The organism is Actinomyces sp. HMT 175 (assembly GCF_016694895.1).
Classification (GTDB): domain Bacteria; phylum Actinomycetota; class Actinomycetes; order Actinomycetales; family Actinomycetaceae; genus Actinomyces; species Actinomyces oris.
Genome location: NZ_CP068012.1, coordinates 1,330,167 through 1,343,241 on the forward strand (window position 1 = coordinate 1,330,167; position 13,075 = coordinate 1,343,241).

Sequence of the window (13,075 nt, forward strand, 5' to 3'; positions counted from 1 at the left end):
CACCGTCACGTGAAGATGAGGGGCAGCTCCTCCAAGCTGGACTCTCCCTCCCGCGCCGTGAGGAAGATCAGCTCGTCGCCGCGCTCGAAGCGCTCGTCGCGGTCCGGTGTGATGGGGCGGTAGTCGCGCAGGATCGCCGCCAGCACCGTGTGGGGCGGCAGCTCGATGTCGGTGACGAGCTCGCCAATGACCGGTGAGTCCTCGGGCAGGGTCAGCTCGTGCATGGAGGCGCCCGACTGGTGGAAGTGGAAGATGCTCACCAGGCTGCCGACACTGACGGCCTCCTCCACCAGGGCCGTCATGAAACGCGGGGTGGACACGGCCACGTCCACGCCCCAGGTCTCATCGAAGAGCCACTCGCTCTTGGGGTTGTTGACGCGCGCGACTGTGCGGGGCACCCCGTACTCGGTCTTGGCCAGCAGGGAGATGACCAGGTTGGCCTTGTCATCCCCGGTGGCGGCCACGATGACGTCGCAGGTCTCGGCCCCGGCGCGTTCCAGGGCATCGATGTCGCAGGCATCGGCCAGCTGCCAGTCGGCCTGCGGGACCGAGGCGATGCGCATAGCCTCGGTGGAACGGTCGACGAGGGTGACCTCGTGACCGTGGCTGATGAGCTCGCGGGCGATGGAACGGCCCACGGATCCGGCTCCGGCGATGACGATCTGCATGGCTCAGGCCTCCTGGGTCGGGGCGTGTGACAGGGCGCGGCGGACCTGGCCGATACGGTCGGTGCTCACCGCCAGGTGCAGTCGGTCGTGCTCCTGGATGACGGTGGCGGCCTCGGGCAGCAGCGCCGTGGCATCGCGTGAGATCCAGGCCACCCGCACCCTGAGGCGGTCCTCCAGCACCCCGATCGTCGTACCGACCCACTGCGGGGAGGCGTTGGGCTGGATGAGAGCGACCGTGCCCGAGGGGTCCTCCAGCTCGCGGGCGCTGGAGCCCGGCAGGATACGGCGCATCATCTGGTCGGCCGTCTGACGCACGGTGGCCACGGTGGGGATGCCCAGGCGCTCGTAGACGTCGGCCCGCCGCGAGTCATAGATCCGGGCGACGACGTTGTCCACGCCGAAGCTCTCCCTGGCTACCCGCGCAGCCACGATGTTGGAGTTGTCTCCGTTGGACACGGCGACGAAGGCGTAGGCCTCGTCGATGCCCGCCTGCTCCAGGGCGTCGCGGTCGTAACCGACCCCCTTGACCTTGCGGCCGTTGAAGTCCGAGGGCAGGCGGCGGAAGGCGTCCGCGGAGCGGTCGATGACGGACACTGAGTGCCCCATACGGTCGAGCTGAACAGCCATGGACGCTCCGACGCGGCCACAGCCCATGATGACGAAGTGCACGAGGAGGACGGTACTCCGTTGTCGGACCGCGGACGTAACATCTGGAGACGTGCGTGACTTCGCAGACCGCATCAAGCGGCTTCTCGTCGGCCGTCCTGTTCCCAGCGGAGCTCTGGGGGAGACGCTCCTGCCCAAGAGGATCGCCCTTCCGGTATTCGCCTCCGACGCCCTGTCCTCCGTGGGCTACGCCCCCGATGAGGTGCTCATCACCCTGGCCGTGGCGGGCGTTGCGGCCACCTCCCTGTCGCCGTGGGTGGCCCTGGCCGTCGTCGGCGTCCTGGCCGTCGTCGTGGCCTCCTACCGCCAGACCGTCCACGCCTATCCCTCGGGCGGCGGCGACTACGAGGTGGTCTCGGCCAATCTCGGCTCCCACGCCGGGCTTCTGGTGGCCTCGGCCCTGCTGAGCGACTATGTCCTGACCGTTGCGGTCTCGGTGTCCTCGGGAACCTCTTACCTCGCGGCCGCCCTGCCCGCCCTGGTCCCCTACAAGGTGGAGATCGCCGTCGCGGTCGTCACCGTCCTGGCCGTGCTCAACATGCGCGGCTCACGCGAGTCGGGCCGGGCCTTCGCCATTCCCACCTACCTGTACATGGGTGTCATCGGCATCATGGCCGTCGTCGGGCTCGTCCAGGAGCTGACCGGGACTCTCGGGCGGGCCGAGTCGGCCGGCTTCGACGTCGTCACCCACGCCGGCTGGGAGCAGGGCCTGACCGGCCTGGCCGGGGGCTTCCTGGTTCTGCGGGCGTTCTCCTCGGGGTGCGCGGCCCTGACCGGTGTGGAGGCGATCTCCAACGGCGTGCCCAGCTTCCAGCGCCCCAAGTCCCGCAACGCCGCCACGACGCTGCTGCTCCTGGGGGTGATCGCCGCGCTGATGCTCATGAGCGTCATCCACCTGGCCGGCGCCGTCGGCGTGCGCATGGTGGAGGACCCGGCCCACCAGCTCCTGCACAACGGCGTCCCGGTCGGGGACGGCTACCACCAGGACCCCGCGATCGGACAGATCGCCGCCACTGTCTTCTCCGGCTTCCGCCCGATGTTCTACCTGGTCGCCACCGTCACCGGGCTGATCCTGGTCCTGGCCGCCAACACCGCCTTCAACGGGTTCCCGGTGCTGGCCAGCGTCCTGGCCCGTGACGAGTTCCTGCCCCGCCAGCTGTCCCAGCGCGGCGACCGCCTGGCCTTCTCCAACGGCATCATCGTCCTGTGGCTGGGGGCCGTGGCCTTCCTCATCGGCTTCGAGGCCAACACGACCCGTCTCATCCAGCTCTACATCGTGGGCGTGTTCATCTCCTTCTCGCTCTCCCAGGTGGGCATGGTGCGTCACTGGACGCGCGAGCTGACCATCGCCACCGAGCCCAGGGACCGCTCGCGCATGCACCGCGCCCGCATCATCAACTCCATCGGTGTGCTGGGCACCGGGACGGTCCTGGTCATCGTCCTGCTCACCAAGCTCACCCGGGGAGCCTGGATCACCCTGACGATCATGGCGCTGCTCTACCTGGTGATGAACCGGATCCGCCGCCACTACCGCAGGGTCAGCGAGGAGGTGGCCATCTCCGACCTCCACGACGCCCGCGTCCTGCCGGCCCACGTCCACGCCATCGTCCTGGCCTCCCGCCTCCACCAGCCCACGCTGCGGGCCCTGACCTACGCCCAGTCGACCCACCCCACCGTCCTGGAGGCCCTGACGGTGGACACCGGCGACGGCGGCGCCGAGCGCCTCCTGGACGCCTGGGAGGAGGCCGACATCGCCGTGCCCCTGACGGTCCTGGACTCCCCCTACCGGGACATCACCCGCCCGGTCATCAACTACGTGCGCTCGGTGCGCCGCGAGTCTCCCCGCGACCTCATCGTCGTCTTCCTGCCCGAGTACATCGTGCGCCACTGGTGGGAGCAGATCCTCCACAACCAGACCGCCCTGCGCCTCAAGACCGTCCTGCTGTTCACCCCGGGCGTCGTCGTGGCCTCCGTGCCCTGGCAGCTGGGACTGCCCGGTCAGCGGCATATCCACCACGGCGTGCGCGCCCGCACCGCCGAGGGCATCATCGACGCCGACGTCGCCATGCGTCGTCACGTTGACAGCCACCTCAGCCACCTCGACCAGCACAGCCCCGCCGGCACCGGCGGCGTCGGTGCCGACCCCCAGGAGAATCGATGACCCCCCAGCCCAGCTGGAGTGCAGACCAGCCCGCCCCCAGCCGTGGTGAGCCGCGCGAGCTGACCCTGGCGGTGGGGGCTCCCGCGCACGGAGGGCACTGCGTGGCCCGCCCCGTGGACGACCCGGGTGGCCGCGTCATCTTCGTGCGTCACGCCCTGCCCGGTGAGACGGTGCGGGCCCGCCTGACCGAGATGACCTCGCGGACCTGGCGCGCCGACGCCGTTGAGATCCTCCAGGCCTCCCCGGACCGCGTCGAGTCCGTCTGGCCCGAGGCCGGCCCGGCGGGCGTGGGCGGGGGAGAGCTCGCCCACGTGGCCCTGGACGCCCAGCGCACCTGGAAGCGCTGGGTCCTGGCCGACTGCCTGCGCCGGATCGGCGGGCAGGAGGTGGCCGACGCCGTCGCCGCCCTGCCCGAGGCCTCCGCCGCAGCCGCCGTGCCGATCGAGCCCATGCCCACCGACGCCGCCGCCCAGGCCTCCAACAGCGCCCGGCGGCGCGCCCTAGCCGGAACCGCCACCCGCACCCGCGTGAGCCTGACGGTCGGTGAGGACGGCAGGCCCGGCATGCATGCCTTCCGCTCTGGGACGGTCCTGCCCCTGCGCCGCCTGCCCCTAGCGGTTGACGCCATCACCGAGATCGGGCTGCTAGAGCGCTCCCGCTGGCGCGCCCACTACCGGCCCGGCATGCGCATCGAGGCCATCGCCCCCAGCGGCGGCGAGCCCGTCGTCCTGCTCGACGAGCGGCTCCTGACCGCCCAGGCCCGCAGCACCGGGCGGCGCCGGGTCCGGGAGGTCGTGGACGCCTCCGGCCTCGGACTGGGGGAGCTGACCTACTCAGTCCACGCCGAGGGCTTCTGGCAGGTCCACGTCGACGCCCCCCGGGTGCTCGTCGAGCGCGTCGTGCGAGGCGCCCTGGGGGAGGACCTCGAAGGCGCCGCGGGCACCCGCGTCCTGGAGCTCTACTCGGGGGCCGGCCTGTTCACCCTGCCGCTGGCCGCCCTAGTGGGCAGCGGCGGCGGGGTCGTGTCCCTGGAGGGCAATGAGCAGGCCGTTCGCGACGCCCGCCGCACCCTGCACGACCAACCCTCCGCGCGCCTGGCTGCGGGGCGCGTGAGCGCCCGCTCGGTGCGCGAGCTCGCCGGCTCCCTCAGCGGTGGCCGCCCCGACGTCGTCGTCCTCGACCCCCCGAGACAGGGGGCCGGGCGCGAGGTCATCGAGGCCGTCGGCGCCCTGGGGGCCGGGCGGATCGTCCTGGTGGCCTGCGACCCGGCGGCCCTGGCCCGGGACCTGGGAACCCTGCTGAGCGCCGGCTACGCGCTGGGCTCTATGAGCGCTCTGGACATGTTCCCGCACACTCACCACTTCGAGACGATCGCGGTGCTTGACAGAGTCTGAGGTCATGGCGATGGGCCCCAGTCCTTGAAGGACTGGGGCCCATCTCATGCTCCGGGAAGGAGCCTAGTCAGCCGACGATGGTCACGATGCGCGACGACGGACTGCCAGGATCACGTATCCCGTCACCAGGAATGCAGCTATGGCTGCGATGACTGGCATGGCGTTCGAGCCGGTGCTCGCCAGGTTGCTGCTATTCGATGGTGTGCTGGCCGATGTGCCGGGCGTGGGCTCCTCGGTGGGAGTGGGCGTCGGCGTGGGCTCCTCGGTGGGAGTGGGCGTCGGCGTGGGCTCCTCGGTGGGAGTGGGCGTCGGCGTGGGCTCCTCGGTGGGGGTCGGCGTCGGCGTGGGCTCCTCGGTGGGAGTGGGCGTCGGCGTGGGCTCCTCGGTGGGGGTCGGCGTCGGCGTGGGCTCCTCGGTGGGGGTCGGCGTCGGCGTGGGCTCCTCGGTGGGGGTCGGCGTCGGCGTGGGCTCCTCGGTGGGGGTCGGCGTCGGCGTGGGCTCCTCGGTGGGGGTCGGCGTCGGCGTGGGCTCCTCGGTGGGGGTCGGCGTCGGCGTGGGCTCCTCGGTGGGGGTCGGCGTCGGCGTGGGCTCCTCGGTGGGAGTGGGCGTCGGCGTGGGCTTCGGGACCTCCGTGTAGGTGTTGGTCACCGTGACAAGGGTGGCGCTGGCAGCGCCCTCCTTGATTGTGAAGGTTCCGTTGTCGATCTTGGTGTCGACTGTGTAACCCTCGCGCTCAGCGCCGCCGTCAGCCTGCTTTTCCTTCTCGGTGACGTCGCATGTGGTACCCACCGGTACCGACGGGCCGTCGACGGGCGTGCCGTCGCCCTTCACGTCAAGGGTCCCCTTGGAGCCGTTCTCACACGTGTAGGTAATCTGGAACGTCTCTTTGGAGAAAGCGCCCTTGTTGCTTCCCTCGACCTTCTTCACGACGGAGAAGGAACCGGTCTTCTGAATGACCTCGTTGTACAGGCCCACAGCCTGCACGGAGGAATCGACTGAGAACGTCGCGGTGTCCGGCGTCTCAGTACCGTTGACGGAGAAGGTCTTGCCTCCCCAGCCAAGGGCCCCGGGAAGGGCCGCTGCGGACGTGTCCTCCGTCAGCGTGATCTTGGTTCCCTTGGGAAACTCGCGCAGGGTGTCCCCGGCCTGCTGCTGGCCCGCAGCCACCTCAACGGTGTAGGGGTTCGACGCCGGCTTCTTGGCCCAGGTCGGGTAGTCGGCCTCGGTCGTTCCGTTGGGGAGCTCGTAGGCGACGTTCACGCGGATCTTGGTGTCCGCAGGGACGTCGTTCTGGTGAGCGCCGGTGATGTACTTCTTGACCCCGAAGGATCCGAAGCCCTGAGTCAGCTGCACGTCGTAGGAGATCGGGTCCTTGTAGGCCATCTGTGCGGACACCGTGGTGTTCTTGCCGCCGTTCAGGGTGGCGCTGTTGGTGTAGACCTTGCCTGGGACGATCTTGCCGCCTTCGGCCAGGGACTGGTAGACGATCTCGTAGTTCGCGTTCTTGGCGAAGTTGCCGTCCGTACGGGACAGAGTGATGGACGCAGTGGTCCCGTCGGCGCCGATGGTCGGCTTCAGGGTGAACTTTCCGTGGTCAGTGTTCATGGCTGTGCCATCGGCCTTGGCGACGTCGAAGTAGCCGTCGGCGCCACCGCCGAACTCCTCGGGGTTGACCCGCACGTACCAGGAGCCGAGATCCGGGTTGAGCTTCTGCCCGCCCCCGGAGACGTCGTTGAAGGTGACGGTGTTGACGCTACCCGCCTCCGCTTCCAGGTGGTTGGCGATGGTGGTACCACTGAACTGGATGTGCCAGTTCAGACTGCTGGAGTCGCGCTTAAGGGAGTTGGCGTACTTGCCAAGGTCCTTTTCAACCCAGGCGATAGGTAGAATTCGCTCGTTGTTGGGGTGGAAGATCTCGACTTCGGTACCGTTGGCGTCGAAGGTGGTCTTGTTGACCTGGGTCACCTTCTGGGCCACGATCATCTGGTTGCCCGACCCCTTGAGCTCGGTGGCCGCACTGATTGCGGCGTTGAAGGTGCAGGTGAGGGTCTCGGTGGTTGTGACGCAGTCACCCACCTTGGTGCCGCTGCCGAGAACAAGATCGTCATGTCGACCGATCTCGCGGTACCGGTACTCCGCCGGAAGGCCGATGCTGAAGGATTGGCCCGGCTGAGGATTGGCGGTAGACGCGTCCCAGGTGAACTTCATGCGAACTGGGTCCTCGAGGTGCGCAGGCTTGCCCGGAAACTCCGTTCCATCCTTGTCTGCGAGGATGAGAGGGCTGAAGGAAACCTTCACTCCGGTATTCTGGTCTGCGCTCGCACGGGGTGCTATCAGTGCGACAAAGCTACCCAGTGCTATTAACAGTACGCTAGCGAGCAGGGTCGCCACGTACTTGCGATGCACAGAGAGGTGCTGTAGGTGCATTCGTTATCTCCATCTTCATGGGGTGAAAATCCTGCGTTTTGGGGAATTACAGGAATCCGTGGAGATACTATGGTGCTACCTCTAATAATGAGAGCGTAGTTTACGTTTTGTAACCTTTATGTTGCTGTATTGGTATATTTGCCGATTGGATGCTCGGGTGTGCGCAGCCTCCTTGGTTCCGTGCGTCCGACGATGGCCTCCGTCCCCCTTGTGTGCGTCAGGCCTTGCCTAATTGCTGTGTCGGTACCCACGTCGGCCTTCGAGTTTGGCCAGCCTTCCCTACGTATTGACAACGGATGACATGCCGTGGGCTACGGTCCACTCCGGAGCATCCGCGCAGCCTCCGCCTGGCTGTCACCGCAGGTCCGCGTGACAGACCCGAGGCGGTGCGACGGGCGGATCGGTACGACAACTGGAAGTGAGCCCCGGTGACCAGCCTCAACACCTTCGCCTCCCGCAGCACCCTCGACGTCGACGGCCGCGACTACGAGATCTACCGCCTCGACGCCGTCCCCGGCCTGGAGCGCCTGCCCTACAGCCTCAAGGTGCTGGCCGAGAACCTGCTGCGCACCGAGGACGGCGCCAACATCACCGCCGACCACGTGCGCGCCCTGGCCGCCTGGGACCCGGCCGCCGAGCCCGACACGGAGATCCAGTTCACCCCGGCCCGCGTCGTCATGCAGGACTTCACCGGCGTGCCCTGCATCGTGGACCTGGCCACCATGCGCGAGGCGGTCGCTGACCTCGGAGGCGACCCCGAGGTCATCAACCCTCTCAACCCCGCTGAGATGGTCATCGACCACTCCGTGCAGATCGACTCCTTCGGCCTGCCCGGATCCCTGGAGCGCAACAAGGAGCGCGAGTACGAGCGCAACTCCGAGCGCTACCAGTTCCTGCGCTGGGGACAGGAGGCGCTGTCCAACTTCCGCGTCGTCCCCCCGGGCACCGGCATCGTCCACCAGGTCAACATCGAGTACCTGGCCCGCATCGTCTTCACCCACGAGGCCGACGGCGTCACCCAGGCTTACCCCGACACCTGCGTGGGCACCGACTCCCACACCACCATGGTCAACGGCCTGGGCGTCCTGGGCTGGGGCGTGGGCGGCATCGAGGCCGAGGCCGCCATGCTGGGCCAGCCCGTCTCCATGCTCATCCCCAAGGTGGTGGGCTTCAAGCTCTCCGGCGCCATCCCCGCCGGCGCCACCGCCACCGACGTGGTCCTGACCATCACCGAGATGCTGCGCGCCCACGGCGTGGTGGGCAAGTTCGTCGAGTTCTACGGCGAGGGCGTCGCCGAGGTGCCGCTGGCCAACCGCGCCACCATCGGCAACATGAGCCCCGAGTTCGGCTCCACCGCCGCGATCTTCCCGATCGACGAGGTCACCCTGGACTACCTGCGCCTGACCGGCCGCTCCGAGGAGCGCGTGCGCCTGGTCGAGGCCTACACCAAGGCCCAGGGCATGTGGCACGACCCGGCCCGCGAGCCCGTCTACTCCGAGTACCTCGAGCTGGACCTGTCCACCGTGGTGCCCTCCATCGCCGGCCCCAAGCGCCCCCAGGACCGCATTGTCCTGTCACGGGCCAAGGAGTCCTTCCAGGAGGTCCTGCCCACCTACGCCTCCCAGCCCTCCAAGCCGACGCCGGTGACCATGGCCGATGGCACCGCCACGGAGCTCGACCACGGGCACGTCGCCATCGCCTCGATCACCTCGTGCACCAACACCTCCAACCCCTCGGTGATGATGGCCGCCGGCCTGCTGGCCCGCAACGCCGTCGCCCGGGGCCTGCGCTCCAAGCCCTGGGTGAAGACCTCCACCGCCCCGGGAAGCCAGGTCGTCACCGACTACTACGAGAAAGCCGGGCTGTGGCCCGCCCTCAACGAGCTGGGCTTCAACGTCGTCGGCTACGGCTGCGCCACCTGCATCGGCAACTCCGGGCCCCTGCCGGCCGAGGTCTCCCAGGCGGTCAACGACGCCGACCTCGCCGTGGTCTCGGTGCTCTCGGGCAACCGCAACTTCGAGGGGCGCATCAACCCCGACGTCAAGATGAACTACCTGGCCTCCCCGCCCCTGGTCATTGCCTACGCCCTGGCCGGGACCATGGACATCGACTTCGCCACCGAGCCGCTGGGCCAGGACTCCGAGGGCCGCGACGTCTTCCTGTCCGACATCTGGCCCGACCCCACCGAGGTCCAGGCCGTCATCGACGCCACCATCGACCGCGAGATGTACACGCGCGACTACGCCGACGTCTTCGCCGGAGACGAGCGCTGGCAGGGCCTGGACACCCCCGAGGGGGACACCTTCGCCTGGGACGAGGACTCCACCTACGTGCGCAAGGCCCCCTTCTTCGAGGGCCTGTCCATGGAGCTCACCCCGGTCGCCGACATCGAGGACGCCCGGGTGCTCGCCATGCTGGGAGACTCGGTGACCACCGACCACATCTCCCCGGCCGGCGCCATCAAGGCCGACTCCCCGGCCGGGCGCTACCTGGCCGAGCACGGCGTGGCCCGCACGGACTTCAACTCCTACGGCTCGCGCCGCGGCAACCACGAGGTCATGATCCGCGGCACCTTCGCCAATATCCGCCTGCGCAACCGGCTGCTCGACGGCGTCGAGGGCGGCTACACCCGCAACTTCCTCACCGGCGAGCAGGAGTCGATCTTCGACGCCTCCCAGGCCTACCAGGCCGCCGGCATCCCGCTCGTGGTCCTGGGCGGCAAGGAGTACGGCTCGGGATCCTCACGCGACTGGGCGGCCAAGGGCACGGCCCTGCTGGGCGTCAAGGCCGTCATCGCCGAGTCCTTCGAGCGCATCCACCGCTCCAACCTCATCGGCATGGGCGTGGTACCCCTCCAGTTCCCGGCCGGGCAGAGCGCCGAGTCGCTCGGCCTGGACGGTACCGAGACCTTCTCCATCACGGGCCTGACCGCGCTCAACGAGGGCACCACCCCGCGCACCGTCGCGGTCACGGCGCAGAAGGCCGACGGCTCGGCGGTCTCCTTCGACGCCGTCGTGCGCATCGACACCCCCGGCGAGGCCGACTACTTCCGCCACGGCGGCATCCTGCAGTACGTGCTGCGCCAGCTCGCCAGCTCCTGAGTGGGTCGATGGGACTACTTGGTTTCGTTGGGGTGAGCGGTGTGAACCTGCTCCAGGTAGACGGTATTGCCGTCGATATAGAACCAGATGCGGGCAGTGCCCTTGGCGGTAGGTTTGTGCTGCCATCGCTGAAAAGTGCGACCACCCCGGGTTAGCGCACGTAGCGACCCCTCGAGCGGGTAATTGGTCGGGGTCATCGTGAGAGGTGAGTGAGTCAGGAAGTCCCAGGTGTCGCTCATGGGATTCCTCATGGTGGCTACCAGGTCTCGCCACCCTTTCTCGGACTGCTTCGTGGCGAACTTCAGAAGGAACTCCGACTTCTTCGTCGGTCGTGGAACGAGGCTCTCCTTGGACATGATCAGGGTCGGTTGACGACTGCTTCATCATCATCGTCGAGCCACTCGACCGGTTGTGGGCTCAGACCCGCAGCGATTGCCGCGGCTGTCTCGCGCCAGCTGGTCAACTTGGTGATCGCCAGGTGCGGCTGGAGTGTTGAGAAGGAGGCTCGCGCTGCGTCGATGAGGTCGCGGGCGCACTGTTCTTGATCCTGAGGTGTCAGTGCGTACATCCACGGGTATCGGCTGGCCATCCGGTCAGTGAGTGGGCCATCCTCAAGGGACACCGTGATGAGGGTGGCGGCGATGTTCAAGAGCTCATTGCGAGCATCTGCCTCGCGCTGAGACATGAGGACAAGGGATTCCCCATCGCGGCGGGTCACAGTGACGGGGTGGTTCTCCGCCTCGGCGAAGACCTCGGCCGAATGCTTGCTCAGGTCGGATGAGCGGCGCACAGTTGGGGGGGAATCAACGGTGAGTGCCATACGAACATGCTATTCGGATCGTATTCGGAAGTCTAGTGGTTGATTCCGGTGCGCTGGTCGACCGTCGTCCATGGGGCTTGCCATGGACGCATCCATTGACGTGAGTTTTGCCACGCTTGTTGACTCGCTGGATGCTGCCCTGATCGCTCTCGGCGAGCAGGAGGGCGGCCAGGTATCAGTGAGGACGAACGGATAAGTCGCCTCAATGGCCGGTTGGGAGGGGCGAGAGCTGTGTGAGGCTTCCCCGGGTGCTGTCGGTGATCCACTGAGGCCTCCCGCAGTCGCCCCGGAATAGCGGCCCCGCGCTTCCCGTTGCCCTGGCGTTCAGATCATGCCGAGCGGCGACCGCCGAAGGAGATGCGCACTCATGTCCCAGCCCACCGTCAACAACGACACGACCAACCAGTCAGACGTCCCGGTCGAGGAGGTCGATCTTCTCGTCGTCGGAGGCGGCAAGGCAGGAAAGTCCCTGGCGATGCTGCGTGCCAAGGCCGGCGACAAGGTCGTCATGGTGGAGCGGGACAAGGTGGGCGGCACCTGCATCAACGTCGCCTGCATCCCCACCAAGACCCTCATCTCCGCCGCCCGCGTCCTTCGTGAGGTCCAGGGCTCACAGGCCTACGGCGTCACTCTTCCCGAGCAGGATGGCGGCGCCGACGCCCTGGCCCAGGCCCGCATCGAGCTGGCCTCCTTCCGCGCCCGCAAGGAGGCCGTCGTGGGCGGTATGGTGGCCGCCCACGAGAAGATGTTCCCCGCCTCCGGCATGGACTTCGTCAAGGGCACCGCCCGCTTCGTGGGGGAGCGTACCGTCGAGATCGCCCTGAACGACGGCGGCCTGCGGCGCGTGCGCGGCGCCAAGGTCCTCATCAACACCGGCACCACGCCGTCGGTCCCCCCGATCGAGGGCCTGTCCGACGTGCGCTACTGGACCAGCGAGGACCTGCTCACCCTGCCCGAGCTGCCCAGTAGCCTCATCGTCCTGGGTGGCGGCGTCATCGGCGTCGAGATGGCCTCCCTGATGGGGCTCCTCGGTGTCCCGGTCACCATCGTCCACGCCGGGCCGCATATCCTGGACCGCGAGGACGAGGACGTCGCCGCTGAGGTGACCGCCGGCCTGGAGGCCCTGGGGGTCACGGTCCTAGCCGGAGCGCCCGCCTCGAAGGTCGCCGCCGCGGCTGACGGGAATGGCGTCGTCGTCACCACCGCCGACGGTCACGAGGTGAGTGGATCCCACCTGCTCGTCGCTCTGGGGCGCACCCCCGTCACCGCCGGCCTCGGCCTGGAGGCCGCGGGCGTGGAGCTGACCGAGCGCGGCTTCGTGCGCGTCGACGACCATCTGCGCACCACCGCCGAGAACGTCTACGCCGCCGGTGACGTGGCCGGAACGCCCCAGTTCACCCACGCCTCCTGGAACGACTTCCGCGTCCTGCGTGACCTCTTCGCCGGCAAGGAGGCCTCCACCACCGGACGCCTCATCCCCTGGGCCGTCTTCACCACGCCCGAGCTCGGGCACGTGGGCATGAGCGAGGCCGAGGCCCGCGAGGCCGGCTACGAGGTGCGCGTCGCCAAGACCCCGACGGCGGCCGTCCCGCGCGCCAAGACCCTGGGTCGCACCGAGGGCTTCTTCAAGGTCATCATCGACGCCCGCACCGACCTGATCCTGGGTGCCGCCATCATCGGCGCCGAGGCCAGCGAGGTCGTCACCAGCATCCAGATGGCGATGCTGGGTGACCTGACGTGGCAGCAGGTGCGCGACGCCGTCATCACCCACCCCACCATGAGCGAGGGACTCAACATCGTCCTGGACTCCCTGGGCTAAGAGCCTGAGGACTGGCCCC

General features: G+C 68.3%; 9 protein-coding genes. 4 read left to right on the forward strand and 5 right to left on the reverse strand.

Going from position 1 to position 13,075, the window contains the following annotated elements; translation table 11 throughout:
* Positions 1-5: 5 nt before the first annotated feature.
* Both JJJ14_RS05705 and JJJ14_RS05710 read right to left on the reverse strand, forming a co-directional pair.
* Complete coding sequence (locus JJJ14_RS05705) at positions 6-668, reverse strand: potassium channel family protein (protein WP_065362316.1); 663 nt, start codon at positions 666-668, stop codon at positions 6-8.
* A gap of 3 nt (positions 669-671) precedes the next feature.
* The gene (locus JJJ14_RS05710; protein ID WP_010615099.1) at positions 672-1,295 is read right to left on the reverse strand and encodes a potassium channel family protein; all 624 of its coding nucleotides are present in this window, start codon (positions 1,293-1,295) and stop codon (positions 672-674) included.
* A gap of 91 nt (positions 1,296-1,386) precedes the next feature.
* Between JJJ14_RS05710 and JJJ14_RS05715 the strand changes: the two genes are divergently transcribed.
* Together JJJ14_RS05715 and JJJ14_RS05720 are read left to right on the forward strand one after the other, a co-directional pair.
* The gene (locus JJJ14_RS05715; protein WP_201444934.1) at positions 1,387-3,495 is read left to right on the forward strand and encodes an APC family permease; all 2,109 of its coding nucleotides are present in this window, start codon (positions 1,387-1,389) and stop codon (positions 3,493-3,495) included.
* Positions 3,492-4,889: a class I SAM-dependent RNA methyltransferase gene (locus JJJ14_RS05720; RefSeq protein WP_101558270.1), complete on the forward strand. Its 1,398-nt coding sequence runs from the start codon at positions 3,492-3,494 to the stop codon at positions 4,887-4,889. Before JJJ14_RS05715 ends, JJJ14_RS05720 begins: the two co-directional genes overlap by 4 nt.
* A gap of 81 nt (positions 4,890-4,970) precedes the next feature.
* Here JJJ14_RS05720 and JJJ14_RS05730 read toward each other — a convergent pair whose 3' ends face one another.
* Entirely contained in the window at positions 4,971-7,097 is a 2,127-nt protein-coding gene (locus tag JJJ14_RS05730) for a DUF7926 domain-containing protein (RefSeq protein ID WP_236592923.1), read from the reverse strand.
* 647 nt (positions 7,098-7,744) lie between these two features.
* On the opposite strand from JJJ14_RS05730, the gene acnA reads away from it, so the two are divergent.
* On the forward strand, positions 7,745-10,417 hold the full coding sequence (gene acnA, locus JJJ14_RS05735; protein ID WP_201444935.1) for an aconitate hydratase AcnA: 2,673 nt from the start codon (positions 7,745-7,747) through the stop codon (positions 10,415-10,417).
* A gap of 14 nt (positions 10,418-10,431) precedes the next feature.
* On the opposite strand, the gene JJJ14_RS05740 is transcribed toward acnA, so the two are convergent.
* A complete protein-coding gene (locus JJJ14_RS05740) occupies positions 10,432-10,656 on the reverse strand; it encodes a hypothetical protein (RefSeq protein ID WP_233431529.1) in 225 nt (74 codons plus the stop codon).
* Between the two features lie 119 nt (positions 10,657-10,775).
* Complete coding sequence (locus tag JJJ14_RS05745) at positions 10,776-11,237, reverse strand: prevent-host-death protein (protein WP_101558267.1); 462 nt, start codon at positions 11,235-11,237, stop codon at positions 10,776-10,778.
* 367 nt (positions 11,238-11,604) lie between these two features.
* Between JJJ14_RS05745 and JJJ14_RS05750 the strand changes: the two genes are divergently transcribed.
* On the forward strand, positions 11,605-13,056 hold the full coding sequence (locus tag JJJ14_RS05750; RefSeq protein ID WP_201444936.1) for a dihydrolipoyl dehydrogenase family protein: 1,452 nt from the start codon (positions 11,605-11,607) through the stop codon (positions 13,054-13,056).
* The last annotated feature ends 19 nt before the right edge of the window (positions 13,057-13,075 follow it).

What these genes read in the sequence shown, in the direction of transcription:
- JJJ14_RS05705 (WP_065362316.1), bottom strand. Translation starts at nt 668, where the DNA reads ATGCAGATCGTCATCGCCGGAGCCGGATCCGTGGGCCGTTCCATCGCC.
- JJJ14_RS05710 (WP_010615099.1), bottom strand. Translation starts at nt 1,295, where the DNA reads ATGGCTGTTCAGCTCGACCGTATGGGGCACTCAGTGTCCGTCATCGAC.
- JJJ14_RS05720 (WP_101558270.1), top strand. Translation starts at nt 3,492, where the DNA reads ATGACCCCCCAGCCCAGCTGGAGTGCAGACCAGCCCGCCCCCAGCCGT.
- JJJ14_RS05730 (WP_236592923.1), bottom strand. Translation starts at nt 7,097, where the DNA reads ATGAAGTTCACCTGGGACGCGTCTACCGCCAATCCTCAGCCGGGCCAA.
- JJJ14_RS05740 (WP_233431529.1), bottom strand. Translation starts at nt 10,656, where the DNA reads ATGAGCGACACCTGGGACTTCCTGACTCACTCACCTCTCACGATGACC.
- JJJ14_RS05745 (WP_101558267.1), bottom strand. Translation starts at nt 11,237, where the DNA reads ATGGCACTCACCGTTGATTCCCCCCCAACTGTGCGCCGCTCATCCGAC.
- JJJ14_RS05750 (WP_201444936.1), top strand. Translation starts at nt 11,605, where the DNA reads ATGTCCCAGCCCACCGTCAACAACGACACGACCAACCAGTCAGACGTC.